Annotated in this window: 24 protein-coding genes; 10 read left to right on the top strand and 14 right to left on the bottom strand. The window is 45.8% G+C overall.

Annotation, left to right across the window (positions count from 1 at the left end; translation table 11 throughout):
* The first annotated feature begins 108 nt into the window (after nucleotides 1–108).
* Nucleotides 109–642, top strand: a complete 534-nt coding sequence (locus BMZ28_RS02010; protein ID WP_074820339.1) for a hypothetical protein — start codon at nucleotides 109–111, stop codon at nucleotides 640–642.
* Nucleotides 643–649: 7 nt separating this feature from the next.
* On the opposite strand, the gene ruvX is transcribed toward BMZ28_RS02010, so the two are convergent.
* From ruvX to metK, 7 genes are all read right to left on the bottom strand, one after another.
* Nucleotides 650–1,072 (bottom strand): Holliday junction resolvase RuvX, encoded by a 423-nt coding sequence (ruvX, locus tag BMZ28_RS02005; RefSeq protein WP_047779931.1) that lies wholly within the window; start codon nucleotides 1,070–1,072, stop codon nucleotides 650–652.
* A complete protein-coding gene (locus BMZ28_RS02000) occupies nucleotides 1,072–1,635 on the bottom strand; it encodes a YqgE/AlgH family protein (protein ID WP_047779932.1) in 564 nt (187 codons plus the stop codon). The genes ruvX and BMZ28_RS02000 overlap by 1 nt, the downstream gene beginning before the upstream one ends.
* Before the next feature lie 179 nt (nucleotides 1,636–1,814).
* The gene (gene gshB, locus BMZ28_RS01995; protein WP_074820337.1) at nucleotides 1,815–2,765 is read right to left on the bottom strand and encodes a glutathione synthase; all 951 of its coding nucleotides are present in this window, start codon (nucleotides 2,763–2,765) and stop codon (nucleotides 1,815–1,817) included.
* A gap of 11 nt (nucleotides 2,766–2,776) precedes the next feature.
* On the bottom strand, nucleotides 2,777–3,508 hold the full coding sequence (gene rsmE, locus BMZ28_RS01990) for a 16S rRNA (uracil(1498)-N(3))-methyltransferase (RefSeq protein ID WP_047779934.1): 732 nt from the start codon (nucleotides 3,506–3,508) through the stop codon (nucleotides 2,777–2,779).
* Between the two features lie 214 nt (nucleotides 3,509–3,722).
* On the bottom strand, nucleotides 3,723–4,196 hold the full coding sequence (locus BMZ28_RS01985; protein ID WP_074820335.1) for a WbuC family cupin fold metalloprotein: 474 nt from the start codon (nucleotides 4,194–4,196) through the stop codon (nucleotides 3,723–3,725).
* A 296-nt stretch (nucleotides 4,197–4,492) separates the two neighbouring features.
* Complete coding sequence (locus tag BMZ28_RS01980) at nucleotides 4,493–4,999, bottom strand: SprT family zinc-dependent metalloprotease (protein WP_074820333.1); 507 nt, start codon at nucleotides 4,997–4,999, stop codon at nucleotides 4,493–4,495.
* 89 nt (nucleotides 5,000–5,088) lie between these two features.
* Entirely contained in the window at nucleotides 5,089–6,243 is a 1,155-nt protein-coding gene (metK, locus tag BMZ28_RS01975) for a methionine adenosyltransferase (protein WP_047779937.1), read from the bottom strand.
* Nucleotides 6,244–7,008: 765 nt separating this feature from the next.
* Between metK and speA the strand changes: the two genes are divergently transcribed.
* Complete coding sequence (gene speA / locus BMZ28_RS01970; RefSeq protein ID WP_047779938.1) at nucleotides 7,009–8,907, top strand: biosynthetic arginine decarboxylase; 1,899 nt, start codon at nucleotides 7,009–7,011, stop codon at nucleotides 8,905–8,907.
* A 63-nt stretch (nucleotides 8,908–8,970) separates the two neighbouring features.
* Here speA and BMZ28_RS01965 read toward each other — a convergent pair whose 3' ends face one another.
* On the bottom strand, nucleotides 8,971–9,567 hold the full coding sequence (locus BMZ28_RS01965) for a YhgN family NAAT transporter (protein WP_047779939.1): 597 nt from the start codon (nucleotides 9,565–9,567) through the stop codon (nucleotides 8,971–8,973).
* 356 nt (nucleotides 9,568–9,923) lie between these two features.
* Between BMZ28_RS01965 and speB the strand changes: the two genes are divergently transcribed.
* Complete coding sequence (gene speB / locus BMZ28_RS01960; RefSeq protein WP_074820332.1) at nucleotides 9,924–10,841, top strand: agmatinase; 918 nt, start codon at nucleotides 9,924–9,926, stop codon at nucleotides 10,839–10,841.
* 63 nt (nucleotides 10,842–10,904) lie between these two features.
* On the opposite strand, the gene BMZ28_RS01955 is transcribed toward speB, so the two are convergent.
* Both BMZ28_RS01955 and BMZ28_RS01950 read right to left on the bottom strand, forming a co-directional pair.
* Entirely contained in the window at nucleotides 10,905–11,471 is a 567-nt protein-coding gene (locus BMZ28_RS01955) for an NADPH-dependent FMN reductase (RefSeq protein WP_047779941.1), read from the bottom strand.
* Nucleotides 11,472–11,838: 367 nt separating this feature from the next.
* Nucleotides 11,839–12,588, bottom strand: a complete 750-nt coding sequence (locus BMZ28_RS01950) for a M48 family metalloprotease (protein WP_074820330.1) — start codon at nucleotides 12,586–12,588, stop codon at nucleotides 11,839–11,841.
* Nucleotides 12,589–12,856: 268 nt separating this feature from the next.
* Between BMZ28_RS01950 and tkt the strand changes: the two genes are divergently transcribed.
* From tkt to fbaA, 3 genes are all read left to right on the top strand, one after another.
* A complete protein-coding gene (gene tkt, locus BMZ28_RS01945) occupies nucleotides 12,857–14,851 on the top strand; it encodes a transketolase (RefSeq protein ID WP_047779943.1) in 1,995 nt (664 codons plus the stop codon).
* 731 nt (nucleotides 14,852–15,582) lie between these two features.
* Entirely contained in the window at nucleotides 15,583–16,746 is a 1,164-nt protein-coding gene (pgk, locus tag BMZ28_RS01940) for a phosphoglycerate kinase (protein WP_047779944.1), read from the top strand.
* Nucleotides 16,747–16,846: 100 nt separating this feature from the next.
* Nucleotides 16,847–17,923, top strand: coding sequence for a class II fructose-bisphosphate aldolase (fbaA, locus tag BMZ28_RS01935; protein ID WP_047779945.1), 1,077 nt, complete (start codon nucleotides 16,847–16,849; stop codon nucleotides 17,921–17,923).
* A gap of 88 nt (nucleotides 17,924–18,011) precedes the next feature.
* Here fbaA and BMZ28_RS01930 read toward each other — a convergent pair whose 3' ends face one another.
* Genes BMZ28_RS01930 through BMZ28_RS01920 form a run of 3 tightly spaced genes read right to left on the bottom strand, consistent with a single transcriptional unit; the run spans nucleotide 18,012 to nucleotide 21,666 of the window.
* Nucleotides 18,012–19,196 (bottom strand): M20 family metallopeptidase, encoded by a 1,185-nt coding sequence (locus BMZ28_RS01930; RefSeq protein WP_047779946.1) that lies wholly within the window; start codon nucleotides 19,194–19,196, stop codon nucleotides 18,012–18,014.
* Nucleotides 19,189–20,436 carry a Zn-dependent hydrolase gene (locus BMZ28_RS01925; protein WP_047779947.1) on the bottom strand — a complete coding sequence of 416 codons (1,248 nt, stop codon included), beginning with the start codon at nucleotides 20,434–20,436 and terminating at the stop codon, nucleotides 19,189–19,191. Before BMZ28_RS01925 ends, BMZ28_RS01930 begins: the two co-directional genes overlap by 8 nt.
* A 3-nt stretch (nucleotides 20,437–20,439) precedes the next feature.
* A complete protein-coding gene (locus BMZ28_RS01920; protein WP_047779948.1) occupies nucleotides 20,440–21,666 on the bottom strand; it encodes a hypothetical protein in 1,227 nt (408 codons plus the stop codon).
* Between the two features lie 420 nt (nucleotides 21,667–22,086).
* On the opposite strand from BMZ28_RS01920, the gene mscS reads away from it, so the two are divergent.
* From mscS to BMZ28_RS01905, 3 genes are all read left to right on the top strand, one after another.
* Entirely contained in the window at nucleotides 22,087–22,953 is an 867-nt protein-coding gene (gene mscS / locus BMZ28_RS01915) for a small-conductance mechanosensitive channel MscS (RefSeq protein ID WP_074820328.1), read from the top strand.
* A gap of 178 nt (nucleotides 22,954–23,131) precedes the next feature.
* A complete protein-coding gene (argO, locus tag BMZ28_RS01910; RefSeq protein ID WP_074820327.1) occupies nucleotides 23,132–23,758 on the top strand; it encodes an arginine exporter ArgO in 627 nt (208 codons plus the stop codon).
* A 139-nt stretch (nucleotides 23,759–23,897) separates the two neighbouring features.
* Nucleotides 23,898–24,620 carry an oxidative stress defense protein gene (locus tag BMZ28_RS01905; RefSeq protein ID WP_047779950.1) on the top strand — a complete coding sequence of 241 codons (723 nt, stop codon included), beginning with the start codon at nucleotides 23,898–23,900 and terminating at the stop codon, nucleotides 24,618–24,620.
* 6 nt (nucleotides 24,621–24,626) lie between these two features.
* On the opposite strand, the gene BMZ28_RS01900 is transcribed toward BMZ28_RS01905, so the two are convergent.
* Complete coding sequence (locus BMZ28_RS01900; protein WP_047779951.1) at nucleotides 24,627–25,520, bottom strand: LysR family transcriptional regulator ArgP; 894 nt, start codon at nucleotides 25,518–25,520, stop codon at nucleotides 24,627–24,629.
* A gap of 146 nt (nucleotides 25,521–25,666) precedes the next feature.
* Between BMZ28_RS01900 and rpiA the strand changes: the two genes are divergently transcribed.
* Nucleotides 25,667–26,323, top strand: coding sequence for a ribose-5-phosphate isomerase RpiA (gene rpiA, locus BMZ28_RS01895; RefSeq protein ID WP_074820325.1), 657 nt, complete (start codon nucleotides 25,667–25,669; stop codon nucleotides 26,321–26,323).
* Nucleotides 26,324–26,568 lie beyond the last annotated feature (245 nt).

The raw sequence follows: 26,568 nt of genomic DNA, 5'->3' as shown, positions 1-26,568 counted from the left end.
ACTTTATTCCAGAAACGGTTTTGTTATTATGCTGAAATGTGCTGAACTATTTATTGTTTTATGGGTAGGCGCCATTCATAGCAAGGTAATAAAAAGGAATATTAAGCAGTGAAAGCATTACGTTGGGTTGTAGCATTAATTCTGTTGGCGGGCATTGGCGGTGGTGGGTATTGGTATTATAACAATACATTACCGACCTATGGTTCTGAAGGCACGTTTGAAATTACCGTTGGTTTACTGGAGCCAAAAACAAATCAGCCAATGGCGAATACACCTTTTTATCTAGTGGTCATTAAAGAGGGTGAAGTCGATCCGGCGTTTCAAAAACCGCTGTTTGGCAAGACCGATGCCCAGGGGCGTGCGGCAAAAATTGTTAGCAGAACCCAGTTAAACGCCAACGATTATGTGTTGGTAGAGAAGGTCGGGCAAGGGGAGTACGGTAAGTACTTTGCTTTACTGGGGGCAGGAAACTCAATTCCTTTGCCAAATACCGATTACGTGATTACCGGCTGCGGCGAGATACCTGAATATAAAGGCACCTCTAATCGTCAGGGATATACCGTGTATTATTCTGCGACTCAGGCCTGTAACATTAAGTTGAGCATTGATTGGGGTGGTACGCTGGATAACCTATTGAAGTAATAGGGAGTTAGCCTAACTGCTGTTCAAACCAGCTTTCTAAAATAATGACGGCGGAAGCGGCATCTACGCTTCCTTTGTTTAAGGCTCTGAAGCCTCCGCGATCGAAGAGATCGGCTTTCGCTTCCACGGTACTTAGCCGTTCATCATGTAAGGCTATTTGTACGCCGAAACGCCCGTGAATGCGGTTGGCAAATTTTCTGGCCTGTGCGGTAACGGGTTGCTCGGTGCCATCCATATTTAACGGCAGTCCTACCACAACTAAATCCGGCAGCCACTCTTTCAGCAGTTTTTCAATTTGCTGCCAGTCAGGAACGCCCTCTTTAGCTTTGAATGAGGTAAGCGGTCTGGCGGTGCCAGTGATCTCCTGACCAATTGCTACGCCAATACTTTTAGTGCCAAAATCAAATCCTAAAACCGTGCGATTAGCCATTATGCATGACCTACATGTCGAGCAATGGTGTGGATATTGACGCCCAGCTTGCCTGCTGCGGCCTGCCAGCGTTGCTCGATAGGGGTGTGAAACAGGATATTGCTATCGGCTTCCACCGTCAGCCAGCTATTTTGCAGTAATTCTCGCTCTAGCTGGCCAGCTTCCCAACCTGAATAGCCCAAGGCGACTAATGCCTCCGGTGGTTGAGAGGCGGTTCCCAACGTTTCCAGCACGTCTTTAGAAGAGGTGATCATGACATCATCAGAAATTTGAATGCTGGATGAGAATTTTTGCATCGGGGTATGAAGAATAAACCCTCGGTCATCGGCCAGCGGCCCACCATCCAGTACCGGACTGTTGAGATGAAGATTCGAGGTTCTTGGTATCGGATCGATGTCTAACTTGGCCAGAATTTCCTGTACTATCAGATGCCCCAGAGGTTTGTTAATTACCAGCCCCATGGCACCATTTTTATTGTGTTCACAAATATACACCACAGAATGGCTGAAGTTGGGATCTTCCAGAGTAGGCATAGCAATAAGAAAATGATGCTGTAAGTTCATCGTGTTAAACCACCGACTAAATAAAAAAAAGGGATGAACACAGCCATCCTGTGAGAATTATAACAAATTTAGAGGTTCGATGTTGCTCAGAATGAATGATTTTGGCGCTAAAAATCGACTCTGGATCTCGAAATTCAGAAACCAGAGTGATATTTAGCGAATTTATTGATTCGATATGACTATTTCTTCAGACGTTGCTCAATAGCGTCCATTAACATACCAGTAATAGAAACGTCAGGGAATGCGGCTTCAATCTCTTTGATACAGGTTGGGCTGGTGACGTTAATCTCGGTTAATTTATCGCCGATGATATCCAGACCAACAAACACTAAACCTTTCTCTTTCAGGATTGGCGCGACACTGCGGGCGATTTTCCAGTCGCTTTCACTTAATGGTCTAGCTTCGCCTCGTCCACCTGCGGCTAGATTGCCACGAGTTTCGCCCTGCTTGGGAATACGGGCCAGACAGTAGGGAACAGGTTCTCCATCAACCACCAGAACGCGTTTATCTCCATCGGTGATTTGAGGAACAAAGTTTTGCGCCATGCAGTAACGAGTACCGAGTTCCGTCAGGGTTTCAATAATGACTGACAGGTTAGGATCGTTTGGTTTGACGCGGAAGATCGAGGAACCACCCATACCGTCCAGCGGTTTCAGAATGATATCGCCGTGTTCAGCATAGAATTTACGGATATGCTCCGCACTGCGGGAAACCAGCGTCGATGGCGTAAGTTCTGGGAACCAAGCGGTAAACAGTTTTTCATTACAGTCGCGCAGGCTTTGAGGTTTATTAACGATCAGCGAACCTTTTACTTCGGCTCGCTCCAGAATATAGGTGGCGTAAATATATTCGGTGTCGAACGGCGGGTCTTTACGCATCAGAATGACATCAAGATCGTGTAGGGCAATATCTTGTTCACACTGAAAATCAAACCAATGCTCTTTATCATATTGAACCGACAGCTTACGCGTACGGGCTCGAGCTTCACCGGTATGCAGATAAAGGTCGTTCATTTCCATATAATGAAGCTCCCAGCCACGCTTTTGCGCTTCTTGTAGCATGGCGAAGCTGGAGTCTTTTTTGATGTTGATGGATGAAATAGGGTCCATCACAATGCCGAGCTTGATCATGTATATCTCCTTTATCCCAGATCGCCGAAACGAATCTGTAGTGCGGCAATCGCGGTTAATGCAGCAGTTTCTGTCCGCAGAACCCGAGGGCCGAGTAGAATATCTGTAAAATGGTGGCGTGCAGTCATATCAATCTCTTCTTGTGATAGCCCGCCTTCAGGGCCAATAAGCAGGCGGATATCCTTCACCGGAAGCGATAAGGTATTAATACTTTGGCTGGCGCGAGGATGCAGGTTTAATTTAATACCCTGTTCTGGTTCCGCACACCAGGCTTCAAGATTCATCACCGGGCGAATTTGCGGAATGCGGTTGCGCCCGCATTGCTCACAGGCAGCAATGGCTATTTTTTGCCACTGTTGAACCTTTTTCTCCAGTCTTTCTTTGTCCAGCTTAACGCCACAACGTTCTGAAATGAGAGGAGTGATCGTATTAACCCCCAGTTCAATCGATTTCTGGATAGTAAACTCCATCTTTTCGCCGCGGGAAATAACCTGCCCAAGGTGAAAGTTGAGTGGTGATTCCAGATCTTCTAACCGTTGCTCGGTGACTTTAACGCGTACCTGCTTTTTATCGGTTTGAGTAATTTCAGCATCGAAGACAAAGTTGCTGCCGTCAAATAAACAGATTTGTTGGCCGGTTTGCATGCGGAGTACTCGACCGACGTGATTCGCCGCGTCGTCGCTTAGGGCAAGGTCGCTGGTTATTGTTAGCGGTTCGGGGTGATAGATGCGGGGAATTCGCATAGTTTTAATCTATTTCCGGTATATCCCTATGATAAATAAAACTAATCCAACCAATTTATCAAAGGAATCATAAAATTATTAACTGAATTGAATAAGCTTAATATTGTAACCCAGACAGTTCAACCTTGCTTGGCTTTCAATATTAATAAATGGTTATGGTTAGAGGAAAGAAAACAGGGAACCATCAGAGTGTCTCCCTGTCTTTAGGTGCTTATTAGCCGGGATAACGATCGCCGACGTTGGCTTTGCTATACCATGCGATCAGTTGTTGAGTACCGGGTTGACCTTCTGCGGGAGCCCATGACATAAAGTCTTGTTCAGCAATTGGCTGATAGCCTCCCTGTTTAACTTCAAAAATCACGCCCTGATGATCTAATGAAAGCACTGAATGCCAGGTATTGGCTGGCATTTCCAATACCGCACACTCTTCACCCAAAACCACTCTACGAATAACGGTTCCTTCATCGTCATAGTTCAGCACAATAAATCTTCCGCGTAACGGCAGCAATAGCTCAAAAGTATGGGGATGACGATGCGGGCGAATATAGGTACCGGGTTCCATTGCAATAGCCAGACGTTGAACGGGATCGTTTAACTCCGGGTGAAAATTGACGTTGGCCCGTAAGCGAGCAGCATGGGCGGCGGTATCACTTAACTGCAATAAATTATCAGTGGTTATTTGTTTCATTGTTTCAGCGGCACCAGAAAAATAGATGGTTCAATTTACACCATATTTAGGTTAGAAGGCCAGATCCCGGCTTTATTCTCGTCATTTTGCTCTAAAGCCAAACGTTGTTAGTAGGTTAAATCGAGATGATTCGCTACGCACTTTCTTCGGGCCATTCATCATGTGAATGTTTACTACGGCTACGCGTATCGGTTTTCACCAGAATGACGATAGAGAATAACAGGCAACGCTCCATTAAGGTCTGGCAGCCATACTCACCTCGTCATCCTGACGAAAGTCAGGATCTCGTCCTTAGGCTAAATATTGTTATTAGCCTTGAGTATTTGTCCGCATTTTTTACAACGGTATTCGCTCTCTTTACGCAATATTTTATTGTGCCGGCGAACGGTCAATAAGTGGGTCTGACAGAGACAGGAGTAGGGAAAGGTATTGCCCTGAACCGAGCGTACGTTGAAATTGTGGGTTCGGTTGGCGGGTACGCCAAGCACTTTTTCCATCATCCACTGCCATTCACTACCGTGAGGAGAAACGCGACCAAATTGGCGATAGACCAGTAAGTGTGCCAGTTCATGAGGAATGACTTCATCAATAAATTGCTGGCCGTTTTCCACCAGTAGAATAGTGTTTAGCCTAATTTCCCAAAGTGTCAGATGAGCCGTACCGGCACTGGTTCCGCGTTGGCGGTAAGTGATTTTAGGCTCAGGATATTGGCTATCTAAGTGGGCGTTGGCCTGTGCCAGATAGTGGCGTAGGCAGCGCATAACGGCTTGTTGGCTGGCAATAGGAATGCGAAGTGTGGTCATGGCGATAGCATAGCGATGCGCTACGCATTGGGCAATAAAAAATGGCGTGAGGGTAAGGTTACCTTCACGCCATCATACCGGCTACTATATTACTTTATGCCAGCGGCATCGCGCAGCAGCGCGGCTTTATCTGTTGCTTCCCATGGGAACTGCTCGCGACCAAAGTGACCGTAAGCTGCCGTTTGCTGATAGATTGGTTTAATCAGATCCAGCATTTTAATTAATCCATAAGGACGCAGATCGAAGAACTCACGCACTAACTGGATTAAACGCTCTTGGGAGACTTTCTCGGTACCAAAGGTTTCCAGCATGATAGAGGTGGGTTCTGCTACGCCGATAGCGTAGGAAACCTGAAGTTCACAGCGATCGGCCAGACCCGCGGCAACGATATTTTTCGCCACATAACGTGCCGCATAGGCCGCTGAGCGGTCAACTTTAGAGGGATCTTTACCGGAGAAAGCACCGCCGCCGTGGCGCGCTGCACCACCGTAGGTATCTACGATAATCTTACGGCCAGTTAAACCACAGTCACCCATTGGTCCACCGATAACAAAGCGGCCAGTTGGATTGATAAAATATTTGGTGTTGGATGATAACCATTCTGCCGGTAAAACGGGCTTAATGATGTTTTCCATCACGGCTTCTTGCAGCTCTTTCTGACCAATGTTTTCAGCGTGTTGGGTGGACAGAACTACTGCGTCGATGCCGCTAATTTTGCCATTGTCATACATGAATGTGACCTGGCTTTTGGCATCTGGACGTAGCCAAGGCAAGGTACCATCTTTACGTACCTGAGCCTGACGTTCCATCAGACGGTGCGCATAGGTAATCGGTGCCGGCATTAGCACTTCAGTTTCATTGGTGGCATAGCCAAACATAATGCCTTGGTCGCCTGCGCCTTGTTCCAGTGGATCGGTACGGTCGACGCCCTGATTAATATCCAGAGATTGTTTACCAATCGCGCTTAACACGGCGCAAGAGTTAGCATCAAAACCCATATCTGAATGGGTATAGCCAATATTACATACGGTACGACGAGTTAACTCTTCGATATCAACCCAAGCTGAGGTGGTAATTTCACCGCCAACTAAAACCATGCCGGTTTTGATGTAGGTTTCACAAGCAACGCGCGCTTTAGGATCCTGCTCGAGGATTGCATCAAGCACGGCATCAGATATCTGATCGGCAATTTTATCAGGATGCCCTTCAGATACGGATTCGGAAGTAAACAGGTGTTGAGCCATTTATTCTTTTACCTCTAAGACTGTTTAAATGCGATGCGATGTTTTCTCTTTGTCGGTGGCGCTGAATCAGAGCGTCTAAATTACTCGATAAAAGGAGAACGCGTATGCAGATAAAGGATTTACAAATATGTTGGTTAATCAGTATAGACGGATTAACATCTGGATGGCTATTCTAAGGATTTGCTATCGCGATTACCAGTTGTTTTTTGGCTGTAGTGAATTAACTTTTTGTTATGAAATGAATTTATATTATTTCGCTAAACTTTGTTAAATCTGCCACTGCCTGCTCACACCGTTAAGATAAAAATATCGATGCATTTATCTCACTAAACCGGGTGATCTCTAACGCCTTGATAGCATCAAGTAGCAACGGCTAACCGTTTAATTATCATTAGCTTTGTAATAACGACATTTTTTTCACCGATAACTGGGGTTTTGTCAGGCTGTCTGATAGGGCAGATACTCAGTTGACGCTAAATTCATATTATCTTTTTTATTAATTGATTTTTAATGATTTTTTATCTCGCTTATTGACAGCTATCTGACTGACATATCTGTAAACAAAAATTTTGCCGTCCTGAGGCGGATCGGGCTATTAACAATATGAAATGGCAATATTATCGTCTATCCTTAGGCGGTCGTATCGTCAGGGGAGTTACCCACCAGTGCTGTCCTGAGAAATATGAAATAATCGGGTGATTTTCACCGTTCAGTTACTCAGAGCGTTTTGTCCTGCGCTCCAGGTTCTAAGAGGCTTATGTTGTTATGACAAACGGTTCCGCAAGCAAAATGATGCGTACTTATAACGTCGCTCACTGGGGGGGTGGCTACTATGGTGTGAATCATTCAGGCCATATTACTGTTTGTCCAGATCCTGATATGCCCGAAGCACGGGTGGATCTGGCTAATTTGGTGCAGGAAATGAAGGAAAAGGGACAGCGTTTGCCGTCTTTGTTCTGTTTCCCACAAATACTTCAGCACCGTTTGCGTTCTATTAATGCCGCGTTTAAGCGCGCTCGTGAATCGTTTGGTTATGAAGGCAACTACTTTCTGGTTTACCCGATTAAAGTGAATCAGCAGCGCAGAGTTATCGAGTCGCTGGTGAATTCTGGTGAGCCTCTAGGTCTGGAAGCTGGTTCAAAGGCCGAGTTAATGGCGGTGTTGGGCCATGCCGGTTTTACCCGTTCGGTGATTGTTTGTAACGGTTATAAAGACCGGGAATATATCCGTCTGGCGTTGATGGGTGAAAAGCTAGGCCATAAGGTTTATCTGGTCATTGAAAAAATGTCTGAGATTAATATGGTGCTGGAAGAAGCAAAACGTCTGGATGTGGTTCCACGTCTCGGTGTACGTGCTCGTTTGGCATCTCAAGGCTCTGGTAAATGGCAGGCCAGCGGTGGTGATAAGTCTAAATTTGGTCTGTCAGCATCACAGGTTTTGACGCTGGTGGATATGCTGCGTAAAGAAGATTGCCTAAGCAGCCTGCAACTACTGCATTTCCATTTAGGATCTCAGCTTTCGAATATTCGTGATATCGCAACCGGCGTGCGTGAGTCGGCGCGCTTCTACGTTGAACTGCATAAATTAGGTGTGAATATTCAATGCTTTGACGTGGGTGGTGGACTTGGGGTGGACTATGAAGGTACCCGTTCCCAATCGGACTGTTCAGTTAATTACGGTTTGAATGAGTATGCCAATAATGTGATTTGGGGAATTGGTGAAGCCTGTAATGAACATGGCTTACCGCATCCAACGGTGATTACCGAGTCAGGCCGGGCGGTAACTGCTCATCATACGGTATTAGTGTCTAACGTTATTGGGATTGAGCGTAACGAGTTTGATGCGCCGCAGCCGCCGGATGAAAATGCGCCGCGTGCTTTGTGCAGTTTATGGGATACCTGGTTGGAAATGCATGAGCCGGATAACCGCCGTTCTTTGCGTGAATGGCTGCATGATAGCCAACTGGATCTGAACGATGTTCATACTCAGTATGCTCATGGCATGTTGGATCTCACTTATCGCGCTTATGCTGAACAACTGTATCTGGCGATTTGCCATCAGATTCAGTTACAGCTTGATCCTAGTAATCGGGCTCACCGTCCAATTATTGATGAGCTGGATGAACGTATGGCGGATAAGCTGTACGTTAACTTCTCACTATTTCAGTCAATGCCTGATGCATGGGGTATCGATCAGCTGTTCCCGGTTTTACCATTGAGTGGTTTGGATAAAGATCCTGAGCGTCGTGCGGTACTTCTGGATATCACTTGCGACTCTGATGGGGCTATTGATCATTATATTGATGGTGACGGTATGGCGACCACCATGCCAATGCCACCGTATGATGCCGATAATCCACCGTTATTGGGCTTCTTTATGGTAGGTGCCTATCAGGAAATTTTGGGCAATATGCACAACCTGTTTGGTGATACAGCATCAGTAGACGTATTTGTTTTCGCTGATGGGACCGTTGAAGTTGAACAATCAGAGGAAGGCAACACCGTTGCTGAGATGCTGGAATATGTTCAGCTCGATCCAAAAACCCTGATGACTCGTTATCAAGAGCAGATTAAGAACGCTAATCTGAGTCCGGATCTTGAAGCGCAGTTCCTGCAGGAGTTTGAAGCTGGCCTATATGGCTATACTTATCTGGAAGATGAGTAACTCAGTCGTTAATGGGTGGATGCTAACAGGTATCCACCCAGTTAGTTTTTATCAGCAGAGGGTCTAGCCCTGCAAATAGGTACGTATCCCATCCAGAAACATCTGAGTTGATATCATCACCAGTATTAATCCCATCAACCTCTCCAGTGCATTAACACCTTTTTCACCCAGAATTCGCAAGAATAAATCTGACATCATCAGGATAATGGCCGACAGTGCCCAGGCAATAAGCAAAGCAATGGCCAGGTAACCCAGTCGATTAGGGTATTGATGGGACATCAGCATGAGCGATGCCAGTATTGAAGGGCCAGCAACCAACGGGATTGCCATCGGTACCAGAAAAGGTTCTTCACCTACAGGTAACCCGGATACAGAACTGCTTTCGGCAGAGGGAAAAATCATTTTAATGGCGATCAGGAAAAGTATGATCCCCCCTGAAATGGAGACGGTTTCGGTGCGTAGATTAAGAAAGCCGAGTATCTGTTCGCCGGTAAATAAGAAGATCATCATGATGACCAGCGCAATGATCATTTCTCTGATAACGATAATGCGACGGCGTTTAGCATCAAGATGCTTCAGAATCGACATAAAAATCGGCAGATTCCCTAATGGATCCAGAATTAAGAAAAACAGTACAATTACCGATGTCATTTCTACCATGTGAAAGCCCAATTCAGGTGTGATCTTAGTTATATACTACTAGCAAATAGGTTGTTATATCTTAATATTACGTACCGAATATTATTAGTTAATATAGCCGGGTGAGTCTAATTAACTGATAAATATATTTATTTTAAGTAAAAGGGCGAGGGTCGTTTCTCAAGGATTTTTCTTGAAGATGAATAGAATCCAGACCATAATTCAGCTTGGTATCATTAATCCATTTTCTAAAAAATCCCTTTCTCGTCGGGTGCATGATTCTGACGCGGAGGGATTTTTTTATCGGTAATTCGTTTGCTTTCTGTTGTTATGTTACATCACGGCATGAAGTAAGCACTGACATTCTGAGGAATACGATGAATAGCACGCTGGGTAATAAGGCTGATAATTCACTGGTCTCCAATGCTTTTGGTTTTTTACGTTTTCCGCTGAACTTCCAGCCGTATGAAAGTGATGCTGAGTGGGTTATCACCGGTGTTCCTTTTGATATGGCGACTTCAGGCCGTTCCGGTGCGCGCCATGGGCCGGCAGCGATTCGTCAGGTCTCCACCAATCTGGCTTGGGAATCCAGCCGCTGGCCGTGGTCGTTTAAGCTGAAAAATAAGCTGAAAGTGGTTGACTGCGGCGATGTGGTTTTCAACTTTGGTGACGCTCAGGATATGAGCGAGCAGCTTCAGGCGCATGCCGAACGCCTTCTGTCAGCCGGTAAGCGTATGCTTACTTTTGGTGGCGATCACTTTGTTACTCTGCCTTTGCTACGAGCTCATGCCAAACAGTTCGGCAAAATGGCGCTGGTGCATTTTGATGCCCATACGGATACCTACTCCAATGGCAGTAAGTTTGACCACGGTACCATGTTCTATCATGCGCCAAATGAAGGCTTAATTGATCCAAACCACTCGGTGCAAATAGGTATTCGTACTGAGCATGATGCAGATAATGGATTTACCGTTTTGGATGCGGCTCAGGTTAACGAGCGTGGTGTGGATGAAGTGGTTGCCCAGATTAAACAGATCGTAGGGGATTTACCGGTTTATCTGACGTTTGATATTGACTGCCTTGATCCGGCTTTTGCTCCGGGTACCGGCACGCCAGTATGCGGTGGACTGACTTCCGATCGCGCTTTGAAAATTCTGCGTGGACTACAATCGCTGAATATTGTTGGTATGGATGTGGTGGAAGTTGCGCCATCTTACGATCATGCTGAGATTACCGCGTTGGCGGCTGCAACGGTTGCGTTGGATATGCTGTATATACAGGCAGCAAAAAAGTAGTGCCAAAACTGTAATTGAAAAAGCCGGCTGAGAGCATTCTCAACCGGCTTTTTTATTGAGCTGTTATTTTGGTGTGCGGGTTTGCAGCATAACCCAGTCTGCATAGGCATCGATAAAGCTTTGCAGGAAACCTTTGGTTCTCTCGGTGAGTGCTCCGCTTTCTTCAAAAATTGTTCCAGCATTGCTGATATAAGCTTCTGGCTGCTGCATACAAGGGATATTCAAAAACACCAGTGACTGACGTAGGTGGTGATTGGCACCAAAGCCGCCAATAGCGCCAGGGGAAGCACTAACTACCGCACCAGGCTTACCCGACCAGGCACTTTGACCATACGGGCGGGAGCCGACATCAAGGGCATTTTTTAAGGCCGCCGGTACTGAACGATTATATTCCGGGGTAACAAACAGCACAGCATCCGCCGCTTTGATTTTATTTCTGAATGCCGTGTATTGAGCCGGAGCAGGGGTGACGTCAATATCTTCGCTATAGAGTGGTAAATCGCCGATCTCGACAATTTCAAGTTTGATAGAAGAGGGAGCCAGTTTAGCCAAAGCCAGAGCGATCTTCTTGTTGATAGATTCTTTGCGCAAGCTGCCGACTAAAACAGCTACATGTTTCACTTGACTCATAAGACTACTCCTTTACATATCATTGATGGTTTATTCGATATTATGTCAGCCTGAATAACGTTATAGGCAATACAGTGAGCCTGTATCATGGCAGGATATAGATAAAAGATAGTTGATAATCATGATGTTGGCAAAATATAACGCAACGTCGAATGCTTTTATTGATTAGCAGTTACCGTAATGATGTTACTCAGTTGTGGCAGGCTAGCATATATATGTTGGCGATTTTGTGGCTGATATCGAGGTTATGAGATTTGGTCAGGAAAGCAGAAACAAAAAATCCGGAGGAATATAATTGCTCCGGATTTAAGGCTTGTCAGATAATGCACCGATCGCCTTGGCGTTCAATGCATTAATCTTTCAGGTCTTATTTACCGCCGTCAGCAGAGATACGTGCTCTGATTGCATCAGCACGCTCTTTAGAACCTGGGTGAGAACTCATTAAGCTAGCGTCACCACCGCCTAGTTTATCAAACGCTGTTGCCAGAGCTTTAGTGTTCAGTTTTCTAGCTTTCAGGTAGTCGTAAGAATAACCATCAGCTTCAGATTCTTGTGATTGAGAGAATTGAGCATTAACGATTTGGTGGGCAAAACCAGAGATCTGGTCAGCACTGATAAGTTCAGTTACTTTACCGGCATGCTTGTTCAGTAAATCAGTTGCAAATCCAGCAGCTTTGTTTGATGCGATCGCAACCTGGAATCTTTTCTTGGTATGGCCTAATTCAACGTGACCAATTTCGTGACCGATTACACCAGTTACTTCGTCATCAGTCATTAAATCCATCAGACCGCTATAAACACGGATACAGCCGTTAGCCATTGCCCATGCGTTTACGTCTTCAGTTAGGTATACCTTATAGTTTAATGGTTGACCATTAACATTATTGCCTAATTTCTTGGCAATTTTGTTCAGGCGCTTGGTGTATTTGCTGTTTTTGCCAGCAATTTTGGATTCTGAGTCCATTTGTGCACAAGATTGGTCAGAAAGGGCCTTTACTTCACCATCACTAATTGTAACAGAGGAAACTAAAGCATCGCCAAGACTACCGTTTTGACAACCAGCTAACATGGTTGCTGATGCTAAAGTCAATGCCATTAAAGTAGAACGTAATTTCATAAAACTATCTTCCTATGATTATATGATTTTTAAGCCTTCGAGACTGGTCCTATCCAGCTAGCGGATAATACCAATAAAGAGTGGGCATGTCATGAGTAAATGAGACGAGAATATGTAATAAATCATAAATATCTTTTTATTGTTAATTATGATTTATTTCACACGACTAGATCGGGGTTGCCGTTTTCGTGCTGGCTTGAGAAGATAAGCCAGTTTTTCCCTATTTTGAGCCAGACCCTCGTATTCCAATCCTAAAATGGAGTTAATAATGCCTTCTCATAAAGAACTCGCTAACGCTATCCGCGCCCTGAGTATGGATGCGGTGCAAAAGGCCAATTCCGGCCATCCCGGTGCCCCGATGGGCATGGCGGATATCGCCGAAGTGCTGTGGCGCGGTTTCCTGAACCATAATCCAACCAACCCTAACTGGGTGAATCGCGACCGCTTTGTACTTTCCAACGGCCATGGCTCGATGCTGATTTATAGCCTGCTGCACCTGACCGGTTATGACCTGTCTATTGATGACCTGAAGCAGTTCCGTCAGCTCCATTCGCGCACCCCGGGCCATCCGGAATACGGCTATGCACCGGGCGTAGAAACCACTACCGGCCCGCTAGGTCAGGGTATCTGTAATGCGGTGGGTATGGCGATTGCTGAACGTACCTTAGCGGCGCAGTTTAACCGTCCAAACCATGAGATTGTCGACCATTACACTTATACCTTTATGGGTGATGGCTGCATGATGGAAGGGGTTTCCCATGAAGCTTGCTCACTGGCAGCGACCCTGAAGCTGGGCAAACTGATTGCGTTTTATGATGACAACGGTATCTCTATCGACGGACACGTTGAGGGCTGGTTTACCGATGATACGGCGATGCGTTTTGAAGCCTATGGCTGGCACGTTATTCGCGGTATTGATGGCCATGATGCAGACGCTATCCGTCAGGCGGTTGAGCAAGCACAAAAAGAAACCGGCAAGCCTTCTCTTTTAATGTGTAAAACCGTGATTGGTTTCGGTTCACCGAATAAGGCCGGTACTCACGATAGCCATGGTGCACCGTTAGGAGCCGCTGAAGTAGCCGCTACCCGTGAAGCATTGGGCTGGAAATATGAGCCGTTTGTTATTCCTCAAGATATCTATGCCGACTGGGATGCGAAAGCCGCCGGTCAGGCCAAAGAACAGCAGTGGGATAAGCAGTTTGCCGCCTATCAGGCCGCCCATCCAGCTTTAGCCGCTGAGTTTAAACGTCGTGTGAATCATGAACTACCGGCGAACTGGGCCAGCGAAGCGCAGACGTTTATTGAACAGCTTCAGGCTAACCCAGCCAACATTGCCAGCCGTAAAGCCTCACAGAATGCCCTGGAAGCCTTTGGTAAAGTGTTACCGGAATTCCTTGGTGGCTCTGCCGACCTGGCACCCAGCAACCTGACCATGTGGTCGGGCTCGAAGTCAATTGTTGACGACCTGGCGGGTAACTATATCCATTACGGCGTACGTGAGTTTGGTATGTCGGCCATCATGAACGGGATTGCGCTACACGGCGGATTTATTCCTTACGGCGCCACCTTCCTGATGTTTATGGAATATGCCCGTAACGCGGTACGCATGGCGGCGCTGATGAAAATTCGCAGCGTGTTTGTCTATACCCACGACTCCATTGGTCTGGGTGAAGATGGTCCAACGCACCAGCCGGTAGAGCAAATGGCCAGTTTGCGTCTGACGCCAAATATGAGCACATGGCGTCCGTGTGACCAGGTTGAATCGGCAGTGGCGTGGAAATATGCCATTGAGCATTTAACTGGCCCAAGTGCGCTTATCTTCTCTCGTCAGAATCTGGTTCAACAGCCGCGCACCGCGGAGCAATTGGCGAACGTGGCGCGGGGCGGCTATATCCTGAAGGATTGCGCTGGAGTGCCTGAGCTGATTCTGATTGCCACTGGCTCTGAAGTGAGTCTGGCGGTTGATGCGGCGGCGAAACTGACGGCAGAAGGTCGTCAGGTGCGCGTGGTTTCCATGCCATCAACCGAAGTGTTTGACCGTCAGGATGAGAACTACCGTGAGTCGGTGCTGCCATCAGCGGTAAGCGCTCGCGTGGCCGTGGAAGCGGGTATTGCCGATTTCTGGTTCAAGTATGTGGGCTTAAATGGCCGTATCGTAGGCATGCACAGCTTTGGTGAATCTGCACCGGCAGACCAGCTGTTTGCTGAGTTTGGCTTTACGGTGGATAACGTGCTGACGCATGCGCGTGCGTTGTTGAAGTAAGATTGTTTTAACGTGTAGCTAGCCCCGATAGTTATATCGGGGCTGAAACTGCTGACAAAGTCATTTAATTTGAATTCAACGAGCGTCGGGCCTAGGCTTCTTAGGGGCGCTTCGGCTGGCAAGCCAGCTACGACCCCAACAGAACCCTCTCCCTCCGATTGCGTGTATTCGGACTTTGTTATCAATCAAAAGCCCTGATATCAATATCGGGGCTTTTTGTTTCATTGGTCGTTGCAAGCTTTAAACTCCTCTCTAATATTAATGGCAATTTTTCTTTCCTCTTTCTGTTTTCACCTTGATAGATTTTTTGGGCTACTGAAACATTATTCTGTGGTAATCGCGGCGAGATTTTCGTAATCTGTAGCTACTTGCTGAAGCGTTTCAGTTTGGGCGCGAAACAACAAGGATTTGCGAGTAGAACCTTGCGATAGCCGTTGATACGGACAATTCGCTAGGGATATCACAGACAAGCGGCGATATCACGAATAGAATAGGTCAGTTAATCTTAGTTATACTTTTCGTGTTATCATTCGCAACATCGTTTGTCCGGTATGTTAAATATTTTTAGCCATGATGTTAGTTTAGAGTTTAGCCATCTGCTGATATCATGTGCGGTAAGTAATTTTTATTAAATAACAGCGCTATTTGATCGAGTTTAGCCGGGGCCGGGTGAGTGCTGATGGGGCGACTGGACGCTGGTAACTTTAAGAGAATTAACAAGAGGATTCACAATGACTGTAATTAAGATGACTGATTTGGATTTGGCGGGTAAACGTGTACTGATTCGCGCTGACCTTAACGTGCCGGTGAAAGATGGCAAAGTAACGTCTGATGCCCGTATTCGTGCATCACTGCCGACTATCGAATTAGCGCTGAAGCAGGGTGCTCGCGTTATGGTGACTTCTCACCTGGGTCGTCCGACTGAAGGTGAATATAATGAAGAGTTTTCTTTATTACCAGTGGTTAACTACTTAAAAGCAGCCATCAAAGCGCCAGTGCGTTTAGCGAAAGATTATTTAGACGGTGTTGATGTCGCAGAAGGTGAGTTAGTTGTTTTGGAAAACGTTCGCTTCAATAAAGGCGAGAAAAAAGACGAAGAAACGTTATCCAAAAAATATGCCGCCCTGTGTGATGTTTTCGTGATGGATGCGTTTGGTACTGCTCACCGTGCTCAGGCTTCAACCCATGGCGTTGGTAAATATGCGCCGGTTGCCTGTGCAGGTCCACTGCTTTCTGGTGAACTGGAAGCGTTGGGTAAAGCATTAGGTAACCCGGCTCGTCCGATGGTGGCTATCGTTGGTGGTTCTAAAGTATCAACTAAACTGACGGTTTTAGGTTCTCTATCTAATATTGCTGACCAGTTAGTGGTTGGTGGTGGTATCGCCAATACCTTTATTGCAGCTCAAGGCCACAATGTAGGTAAGTCCCTGTATGAAGCGGATCTGATTCCTGAAGCGAAAAAGCTGATGGAAAACTGCCATATTCCTGTTCCTACCGATGTTCGTGTTGCAACGGAGTTTTCTGAAACTGCAGCGGCTACCATGAAGTCTGTTGCTGATATTAAAGATAATGAGCAGGTTCTTGATCTGGGTGATGCTTCTGCCGAAGAGTTGGCGGCTATTTTGAGAAATGCCAAAACTATTCTATGGAATGGCCCGGTAGGTGTATTTGAATTCCCTAACTTCCGTAAAGGTACTGAAATCATTGCTCAGGCTATCGCTGAGAGTGACGCTTTCTCTATCGCCGGTGGTGGTGATACGCTGGCAGCAATCGACCTGTTCGGTATCGCAGATAAAATTTCTTATATCTCAACGGGCGGAGGTGCTTTCCTTGAGTTTGTTGAAGGCAAAAAACTTCCGGCTGTTGTGATGCTAGAAGAACGTGCAAAAGGTTAATCCAATATGACGGGAGGCAAATGCCTCCCGTTTCTTCTATTATTTATCGGATAAGGTGTTTTTTATCCATCAATAACCAATGAAAAATAGGACGAGTAGCATGTCTAAAATTTTTGATTTCGTAAAACCGGGTGTGATCACTGGTGATGATGTTCAGAAAGTCTTCAAAATTGCTAAAGAGAATAATTTCGCATTACCTGCAGTAAACTGCGTAGGTACTGATTCTATCAACGCGGTTATTGAAGCAGCGGCGAAAGTTCGCGCTCCGGTTATCATTCAGTTTTCCAATGGTGGTGCTCAGTTTATCGCCGGTAAGGGCATGAAACTGGAAGGTCAGGGTAATGCTATTGTGGGTTCCATTTCTGGTGCTAAACATGTGCACCTGGTGGCCGAGCATTATGGTGTGCCGGTTATTCTGCATACTGACCACTGTGCGAAAAAACTTTTACCATGGTTAGATGGCTTGTTAGATGCCGGTGAAAAACACTTTGCTGAAACCGGTAAACCGCTGTTCTCTTCTCATATGATTGATCTGTCAGAAGAGTCGCTGGAAGAAAATATCGAGATCTGTAGCAAATACCTGAAGCGTATGGCTAAAATTGGCATGACGCTAGAAATCGAACTGGGCTGCACCGGTGGTGAAGAAGATGGCGTAGATAACAGCCATCTGGATAACTCTGCGCTATATACTCAGCCAGAAGACGTTGATTACGCTTATGAAAAATTAAGCGCGATTAGTCCACGTTTCACCATTGCCGCTTCTTTCGGTAACGTTCACGGCGTTTATAAGCCGGGTAACGTGCAACTGACGCCAAAAATTCTGCACAACTCACAAGAATACGTTTCCAAGAAACATAACCTGCCGCACAACAGTCTGGATTTCGTCTTCCACGGTGGTTCAGGTTCTAGTGCCGAAGAAATTAAAGAAGCTGTTAGCTATGGCGTAGTTAAAATGAATATCGATACCGACACCCAATGGGCAACATGGGAAGGTGTTCTGGAATACTACAAGAAAAATGAAGGCTATCTGCAAGGCCAATTGGGTAACCCTGAAGGTGCAGATAAACCAAACAAGAAATACTATGATCCACGCGCATGGTTACGTGCTGGTCAGGTCACCATGATTGCTCGTTTAGAGAAAGCATTTAAAGAACTGAACTGCATCAACGTACTGTAATCGTATTCGATTACTAACCGATAGTACTTAAAACCCCGGCAGGAAACTGCCGGGGTTTTGTTTTAGTACTTAAAGGGACTAACAATAATCAGAAACTGTCCTGTTGCAGGTAGCTCCAGGCATATTGTGCATAGAACTCCGCCCCTTTAGCCATCGCATCTTCATCAATGTTAAAGCAACCATGGTGATGTGCCCAGTCAGTGCCTTTATCAGCATTGCCGGAACCGACCAGAGCAAAACAGCCGGGAATATTTTCAATATAGAAGCTGAAGTCTTCACCGCCCGTGGTTGGCTTTTCGGTAAACAACGTGTCATCGCCAAATGCGCTACGTACGACGGATTGCGCCAATAGAGCACTGCGTTCTTCGTTGATCACCGGTAATGTACCGTAAATATATTCTACTTTGGCGGTTGCGCCATATATGGCGGCAGTGTGTTCAGCATAACGTTCCAGTGCCGCTTTAAGGCGTTCACGAGTCGCGAGATTAAAGCAGCGAACGGTACCGTCTAATACGGCATTTTCGGCAATAACGTTGAAACGGGTACCAACTTCCATTTTTCCAATGGTTACTACCGCAGGCTCCAGCGGAGAGGTTTCACGGGAAACGATAGCCTGTAGGTTCATGACGAAAGAGGAAGCGACAACCGCAGCATCAACGCAGGCTTCCGGCATGGAGCCATGCCCGCCGCGGCCTTTAAAGGTCACTTTTAATAGATCGGCAGAAGCAAAGGTAGAGCCAACATTACAGGAAATTTTTCCAGAAGGAGAGGTAGACCAAATATGCATACCAAACACATTATCTACCCCCTCAAGCGCGCCTTGCTTAATCATTTCGATGGCGCCCTGAGCAATTTCTTCTGCGGGTTGAAAAATCAGACGAACATTACCGCGCAACTGTTCTCTGTTTTCATATAGTGCTTTGGCTGCGGTAAGTAACATTGCTGTATGCGCATCGTGACCACAAGCATGCATTTTACCCGCTGTCTGAGATTTATAGCTCAGGCTATCATTGAGTTCTAATACCGGCAGGGCGTCGATATCAGCGCGCAAAGCCACGGTTTTACCCGGCTTGCCACCTTTGATATCGGCAATAATGCCGGTTGGCTTAGTCAGGCGGAAAGGAATACCAATGGCTTCCAGCGCTTCGGCGATTTTTTGGGTTGTACGAACTTCTTCCCACGGTAGCTCTGGGTGAGCGTGTAAATCACGGCGGAACGCGATCATTTGATCCAAATGTTGTTTAATGGATGCCGCGATATTTGAATTAGTCATGCTGAGTTGCCTCTGTTATCTCTTTTACCGTATGAAAAATGACGTCTACGCCCTTTTGGATTTGTTCATAATCTGTCCACTCATCCGGATGATGGCTTAACCCATTGCGGCTGGGAACAAAAACTAAACCGACGTCGGTGATGCCAGCAAAAATCATGGCATCATGTCCGGCACCGCTCACCATTGTACGGCTACTTAGTCCCAATTGGTCGCTGTGTTTTTGTAAACGTTGATGCAGTCCAGGATTAAGTGGTGTCGGCGATACATAGAGCGGTTGCTCGACCTGAACAGTAATACCTTCACCACTATTTTGCTGAATACAGCCTTTGGTCAACGCAATGACCTGATTCAGTTTTTCTTCGCTTTTGGAACGGATATCCACGGTGAAAACGACCTTGTTAGGGATTACGTTTGCACCGTTAGGGAAGACCTGAAGTTTACCGACGGTTGCGACGGTTGCTTCGCCAGCCTGACGAGCAAAATCACCGACTTGGCTGACAACTCGGCTGGCAACGACCAGTGCATCCTGACGGTTATCCATTGGTGTGGTGCCGGCATGTCCAGCTTTACCACTGATAGTAACTACTAACTGGGTTATGCCGACAATGACATCGACTAATCCGATATCTGTACCATGCTGTTCTAACACTGGCCCCTGTTCGATATGCAGCTCAATAAAGGCTTTTAGAGAGTCGGGTGAGCGAATAACGCTGCTAACGTCATCGGCATTAAATCCAACGTCAGCCATACGAGCTGCGGCAGAAATGCCTTGAGCGTCGCGTAAAGTATGGAGTTCATCCGCACTGACTTTACCTGCAATAGCACAGGAGGCCAGCAACCCTCGGCCAAAGCTGGCGCCTTCTTCTTCCACTAATGCGACAACTTCTAACGGGTAATGCGGAGTCAATTTATGCTCATGGAATAAGGTGGCAATTTCCAGACCCATAACCACCCCCGCAGGGCCATCAAAGGCGCCACCATTGGGAACTGAATCAAAATGGGAGCCAATCATAACCGAAGGAAGCGTTGCGTCTTGGCCAACCAGTTTGCCAAAAATATTACCAATGGCATCTTCTCTGACGGTTAAACCGACGGCCAGCATTTGCGCTTTAATATACTCGCGCGCTTGTTGTCCCTGTTCGCTATAGCTCATTCGGGTTGTTCCCTGACCTGGCGTGGCGGTAAATGTCGCTATTTGCTCAAGGTGGCGCTGAATTCTGTCTGTATTCGCGTATGTCATATCTTATCCTGCGATTGGCGCAATGTATCCGACCATGATGCCTGCCAGTACCACGGAAACCATGGTGACGGAAATAAAGCCACCAACCAGCATCGGCCCTAACATATGGTTAGTGAGAAGCTGACGTTCTTTCTCGTCTTTGGTTAATGCATTAATCGCTTCATTGGTAATGATGTAATCAGCAGGGAAACCGTACAAGGCGGTTAACGAAATGGCAAAGGCCATTTCCATGCTAACCCCCAGAATTTTGCCGACCACCCAAGACACCAGGAACATACCAACAATGGCTACGCCAATTAATACCACCATGGGGAATAGCAGTCGTAATAGCATCTCTGGTGTGGCTCTGTTTAAGGTATCGAAAATAAACAGCATCAATACCATAACCGCGAAGCCAAAGCCGTTGGCTTTTTGCAGTGAGTGTCTTTCCAGAAAACCGAAGGATGCTGCGATAACCCCAAATAGCAGACACAATACAAATGGACTGATGCTGACGTAAGGTGCGGTTATTGATGAAGCCAGATAAGCCAGATAGGAGATAAAAGCGAGTCGTACAAACTTAAAGTAACTGGTGTTGTAGTGAGACGGAATCTTACTGAACATGCTTGGCATTTTCTCATCCGAGACCACGGTGGTTGGTTCGTGTTTATCACTAGCAGCAGTGTTCTGAGCCGTATCATGCCATTCACCAGAACGGTATTTTGTGAGTACTCGCTTTCCTTCTCGTTGCAGCATTATTGCTGTTAATGGATAGCCAGCAAATCCTTGCATAACGTAGATCAGAATGGCAAATACCGATAGATCGACTAACCCGGCGTCTGCCGCACCCTTTGACATAATAATGGCTGAAACAATACCGCCAACCAGTGGGGGAATGGTGACAATGGCCGTGTTAAGGTCAAACAATATGATACAGGTAGCGAATACTGCGCTGGCAATACCGGCAATACCCGCCAGAGAAATCAGGATGGTTTTCCATTGTCTGGCAAGTTCACGCAAGGAAAGTAGGGTGCCCATATTGGTAATGAGCAAATACATCATCATCACGGCGACGGGGGTAGTGATACCCGCCAGACTGACAATATCTTTAGGGAAGAAGGTCCAATAGCCGACCAGAAATAATACGGCACAAACGAAAACTGATGGAATCCATGCTTTAGTTCTGACCGAGACGGCATCGCCGATATATAAGATTAATACAATTAATAAAAGAGCTAACATCTGTGACATGGGGAACTTCCATTGTTATCTTTTTAAGATTATCGATTATTTTGGTATTTAACTCTGATTTCCGCCATGAATTCGGTGAATGGCTCTATCTTTAAGCTAAAGAGTGATTATTAAATAGAAGGTTAAACTACTTTGAATTGTTTGCCGTTGTCAATGACGATTGTATTAATGGTTAAGCTAACCGTTGGATAAATAAGCAAAACTTGATGAATTATTATCGGCTTAACCACATTTGTTAAATTCAGCGGTGTTCGGTTTGATTGTTTATAATTTATTCAGTTACCAAAGCGTGTTGAGAATATATTTTTAAATCCAACATGATTATCTATAATATCCATCTTTGTTAAGATAATGCGTCATCTATCATTAGTCATTTGGTTTTTTGTTTTATTAACGCGTGTTAAATAGGGGAACATTTTTATGAATGATATCGACATTGGCGGCCAACTTAGTCACTTTGATAACTGGCTATCGGCAAATAGGAATTTATTGATCGATTCTGCCATTAATATCGCTATTGCATTTGTCATTCTTATTATTGGGTTAATCATTGCCCGTGTGATAGCCAAAGTTATTATGAAGTTGATGAATTCGCGCGGTATTGATTCAACCGTTAGTCAGTTTATTTCAGCTTTGATTCGCTATGGCATCATCACATTTACCATTATTGCTGCCTTGGGGCATGTCGGTGTTCAAACCGCTTCAATCATAGCGGTGTTAGGTGCTGCGGGTTTGGCCGTAGGTCTGGCCTTACAGGGATCGTTGTCCAACTTTGCCGCTGGCGTTATTTTGGTCACCTTCCGCCCGTTTCGGGTTGGTGAGTTTATTACTTTCGGCGCTACCAGCGGTACGATTCAAAGTATCCATATTTTCTCCACCACGCTAAATACGGTTGATGGCAAAATGGTGGTGGTACCAAACAGCAAAGTTATTGCTAATGAGATTATCAATTTTTCTCGCGAGCCTAATCGCCGGGTTGAGATTATCGTTGGCGTGGGGTACGAGGCTGATATTGATTTAGTGAAGAAGGTGTTGGGGGAAGTTATTGAACGAGATCCTCGTATTCTGAAAGATCTTGGCATTACTATTCGCTTAAATGAAATGGCAGCATCTTCCCTGAATTTTGTGGTTCGCGCATGGGTTAAAAATGCGGATTTTGCTAATGTTTATTTTGATTTAATGGAAGATTTTAAACGTGTGCTGGATGCCAATAAGATTAATATTCCTTATCCACAGATGGACGTTCATTTATATAAAACTGCTGAGGCAGTTAAAGACGTTAATTAAGGGATATCTAATCACTAATATCAGTCAGGGGAGAGCTATAAGTTTCTTCCTGACTGAATTTCACTCCACTATTAGCTACGCCTAATGGGCAATAAGAATTATCCATTTCTCTCCATTAACATCACAAGTTAGTCTATCGCTCTATTGAGCTTATTGATTAACAGACGTGAGGAATAATGTGCTGCTAACCTACTTTCAAGGCGTCATGTTGGGTATGGCGATGATCCTGCCTATTGGGCCACAAAATGCGTTAGTTTTATCTCAGGGAATGCGCCGTCAGTTTCCGGTGATGGTGGCATCACTTTGTGCGATAAGTGATGCCATTTTGATTTCTTTTGGCGTATTTGGTGGTGGTGCATTGCTATCTCAGTCGCCGATTTTATTACAAGTGGTAACGTGGGGCGGTGTACTGTTTCTGGCTTGGTATGGTTGGGGCGCATTTCGTGAGGCATTTAAGACTGGGGAGAATGTCTTTAGCCTGGATGCTCAAACATCCAATACTCGCTATCGAATTATGCTCACGGTTTTAGCGGTGACTTGGCTCAATCCACATGTTTATCTGGATACGGTCGTGGTGTTAGGTAGTCTTGGCGAACAATTTGGCGATTTACGATTGTGGTTTGTTATTGGCTGCGTTACCGCCTCTATTGTCTGGTTTTTTTCACTGGCGTTATTGTCAGCTTGGCTGGCGCCGTGGTTGCAGAAAAGTAACGCCCAGCGGGCGATTAATCTGGTGGTTGGCATTGTGATGTGGGTGATTGCTTTTCAGTTAGCCAGACATGCTTTATCAAGCCTATTCGGATAGTGGTAAAATTCAGGTTTAGTCAGCTAAACGTTAGAATGTTGTAAATGTAGTTGCCATCCTGACCTATAATTCTATGATTGGGGCAATCAAAGCATGAATGATTCATGTGTGCCATGAGGTTATTTTCCGAGGAGATTGTATGAAGTTAAAAACGTTAGCGATGGCGGCCATGGTTGCGATGTTACCGATGACGATGCAGGCGGCAGAATTACCTGATGGCCCGCATATTGTCACTTCAGGTACCGGAACCATAGAAGTTAAACCTGATATGGCTACGCTATTAATTGAAGTGAAAGTGTCTGCGAAAGATGCGGCTACGGCTAAGAAACAGAATGATGAACGCGTCGCTAAATATATGGATTTTTTAGAAAAAAATGGTATTGCTAAAGCGGATATTGATGCGGCTAATCTGCAAACTCGGTTGGAATACAATTATCCTAACAGTAGTGCCAGTAGCAAAGTCGTTAAAGATTATGCTGCAGTGCGTCAGGTCAAAGTGACGGTACGCGATTTGGATAAATTGAATACCCTGTTAGACGGCGCTTTAGCCGCTGAGCTAAATGAAATCCGTGATGTGAGCCTAGGCGTGGCTAAAGACGAAAGCTACCGTGCCGAAGTACGTAAAAAAGCGGTTGATAATGCCATTGCTCAGGCCAACAGCTTGGCTAAAGACTTCGGCGTTAAGCTGGGGCCGGTATTTAGCATCCGCTACCGCGCACCGAATAATGCTCCGGTACCGATGATGATGCGTGCTTATAAAGCTGCTGACTCTGCATCAGCATCCAGCGCAGATCAAACTTATCAACAGCAAACCATCAGCTTTGACGATCAGGTTGATGTGGTGTTCGATATTCAGCGCTAATGCTGATTAAATCTGTCTTAATACCTGACGCCCATAGCTAAGCAGGGCGTCAGTAACCCCTCTCATAATTTTGCTTTCCGGTGAGAAACGATGCCAGTAAAGCATTCTTCGTTGACATAAGCCTGGGGTTAAATCCATTAATTCTCCGTTAGCCAGTTCTCTTTCTATCTGTAAATGAGGAATCATACAGCAGGTGGTTCCCTGTTTTGCCAGTTGTACAAAGGCTTCAGAGGAACTCACAATATGGCAAGGAACGCTGCCCGGCGGTAGGTCGAAGTTTTGCTGTAAAAAAGCCTGATGCATATCATCCAGATGGTCGAATGCTACCGCAGGGGCTTTCAGTAAGGCTGAACGCGTCACGCCGTTAGGGAAATAGCGTTCAGCAAAGTCTGGCGAGGCCACAAAGATATAATCCAGTGCACCAAGCTGATCGACGAGACAGCGGGGTAGAGCCTGTGGCTGGATACTCACGGCACCCACCACTTCACCCAGACGCAAGCGTTCCTGAGTTCGAGTTTCATCTTCAACCTGTAGGTTTAAACGAATCGGTGAGTCTGACAGCACCGGTTTCAGTGCCGGCAATAGCCAAGTCGCCAAGCTATCGGCGTTAACAGCAAGGGAGAGTTGCAATGGTGACTCGGAGCTTCCTTCATCGTTAAGCCACTCGTCTTCCAGCAATTCAACTTGATGCAACAGGGCTAATAGTTTCTGTCCTTGTTCCGTCGGTCGGGGAGGAACGGTACGAATCAGTAATGGCTGCCCGTAAAGATATTCCAACTGTTTAATCCGTTGAGATACGGCTGATTGCGTAATGCAGAGTTTTTGCGCCGCGCGTTCAAAGCCGCGTTCGCGAATCACTGCATCCAGCGCTTGAAGCACGCGATAATCTGGGCGTTTCATTCCTAAGTATTCTCCATTCAATCAGACCGACACTTACACTATGCCATATTTTTCTACTTGTCGTCTGCTTCTGACAGGTTTCACTGTATTGCTACCTGGGTTACTCTATAATCATCACACTTTTTACTGGCTAGGTAGAGATCACCATGACGCAAGATGAACTGAAAAAGGCAGTAGGTTGGGCGGCATTAAAATATGTCCGTCCCGGAACAATTGTTGGTGTAGGTACGGGGTCAACGGCTGCACATTTTATCGATGCTTTAGGTTCGATAAAAGATCAAATCGAAGGAGCGGTGTCCAGCTCTAATGACTCAACCGAGAGGTTAAAAAAACTGGGTATTCCGGTTTTTGACTGTAATGATGTAGATTCTCTCGATATTTACGTTGATGGTGCCGATGAAATCAATGGTCATATGCAGATGATCAAAGGTGGTGGTGCGGCGCTAACCCGTGAGAAGATTATTGCTGCCATCTCTCGCAAGTTTATTTGTATTGCTGATAGCTCGAAACAGGTTGATATTCTGGGCGCTTTTCCGTTACCGGTTGAGGTGATTCCGATGGCGCGTTCTTATGTCGCCAGAGAATTGGTGAAATTGGGTGGGCAGCCGGAATATCGTCAGGGTGTGGTTACCGATAACGGTAACGTGATTTTAGACGTGCATAATCTTAAGATTATGGATGCGGTAGCGCTGGAAAATAAAATTAATAATATTGCTGGTGTGGTTACCGTTGGGCTGTTTGCTAATCGTGGTGCTGATATTGCATTGATTGGCACCCCAGAAGGCGTGAAAGTGATCGAATAGCAGTAGCGCTTAATGATGGCTCCCGGATTTTTAATGTCTTATAAAGTCCGGGAGATGACAAAATTAATTACATATAATTAAAAAAGCCTAATTTAGTGATATATATCACATTTGAAGATTATGTGATGTAAAGTCGCTGTTAACTCCGGTCTGAGTCAGAATAAACCACCTAAATTAAATCATTCTTATATGCCTTCTGCTAATAGAGGGAAAATTGATTGTATTGCTGTAACTTCTATTTTTGA

Origin of the sequence: Pragia fontium DSM 5563 = ATCC 49100, from assembly GCF_900112475.1 — a bacterium.
GTDB classification, from domain to species: Bacteria; Pseudomonadota; Gammaproteobacteria; order Enterobacterales; family Enterobacteriaceae; genus Pragia; species Pragia fontium.
Note: the sequence above shows the minus strand (reverse complement) of the source record. Positions and strands in the feature narration are given on the sequence as shown.

Coding starts and splice junctions, on each gene's coding strand:
- ruvX (WP_047779931.1), bottom strand. CDS start 1,072: ATGGCTAATCGCACGGTTTTAGGATTTGATTTTGGCACTAAAAGTATT.
- BMZ28_RS01905 (WP_047779950.1), top strand. CDS start 23,898: ATGAAGTTAAAAACGTTAGCGATGGCGGCCATGGTTGCGATGTTACCG.
- BMZ28_RS01965 (WP_047779939.1), bottom strand. CDS start 9,567: ATGGTAGAAATGACATCGGTAATTGTACTGTTTTTCTTAATTCTGGAT.
- metK (WP_047779937.1), bottom strand. CDS start 6,243: ATGGCTCAACACCTGTTTACTTCCGAATCCGTATCTGAAGGGCATCCT.
- BMZ28_RS01925 (WP_047779947.1), bottom strand. CDS start 20,436: ATGACATACGCGAATACAGACAGAATTCAGCGCCACCTTGAGCAAATA.
- rpiA (WP_074820325.1), top strand. CDS start 25,667: ATGACGCAAGATGAACTGAAAAAGGCAGTAGGTTGGGCGGCATTAAAA.
- BMZ28_RS01930 (WP_047779946.1), bottom strand. CDS start 19,196: ATGACTAATTCAAATATCGCGGCATCCATTAAACAACATTTGGATCAA.
- tkt (WP_047779943.1), top strand. CDS start 12,857: ATGCCTTCTCATAAAGAACTCGCTAACGCTATCCGCGCCCTGAGTATG.
- rsmE (WP_047779934.1), bottom strand. CDS start 3,508: ATGCGAATTCCCCGCATCTATCACCCCGAACCGCTAACAATAACCAGC.
- gshB (WP_074820337.1), bottom strand. CDS start 2,765: ATGATCAAGCTCGGCATTGTGATGGACCCTATTTCATCCATCAACATC.
- BMZ28_RS01980 (WP_074820333.1), bottom strand. CDS start 4,999: ATGACCACACTTCGCATTCCTATTGCCAGCCAACAAGCCGTTATGCGC.
- BMZ28_RS02000 (WP_047779932.1), bottom strand. CDS start 1,635: ATGAACTTACAGCATCATTTTCTTATTGCTATGCCTACTCTGGAAGAT.
- fbaA (WP_047779945.1), top strand. CDS start 16,847: ATGTCTAAAATTTTTGATTTCGTAAAACCGGGTGTGATCACTGGTGAT.
- BMZ28_RS01985 (WP_074820335.1), bottom strand. CDS start 4,196: ATGAAACAAATAACCACTGATAATTTATTGCAGTTAAGTGATACCGCC.
- BMZ28_RS01900 (WP_047779951.1), bottom strand. CDS start 25,520: ATGAAACGCCCAGATTATCGCGTGCTTCAAGCGCTGGATGCAGTGATT.
- BMZ28_RS01920 (WP_047779948.1), bottom strand. CDS start 21,666: ATGTCACAGATGTTAGCTCTTTTATTAATTGTATTAATCTTATATATC.
- speA (WP_047779938.1), top strand. CDS start 7,009: ATGACAAACGGTTCCGCAAGCAAAATGATGCGTACTTATAACGTCGCT.
- speB (WP_074820332.1), top strand. CDS start 9,924: ATGAATAGCACGCTGGGTAATAAGGCTGATAATTCACTGGTCTCCAAT.
- BMZ28_RS01950 (WP_074820330.1), bottom strand. CDS start 12,588: ATGAAATTACGTTCTACTTTAATGGCATTGACTTTAGCATCAGCAACC.
- pgk (WP_047779944.1), top strand. CDS start 15,583: ATGACTGTAATTAAGATGACTGATTTGGATTTGGCGGGTAAACGTGTA.
- mscS (WP_074820328.1), top strand. CDS start 22,087: ATGAATGATATCGACATTGGCGGCCAACTTAGTCACTTTGATAACTGG.
- BMZ28_RS01955 (WP_047779941.1), bottom strand. CDS start 11,471: ATGAGTCAAGTGAAACATGTAGCTGTTTTAGTCGGCAGCTTGCGCAAA.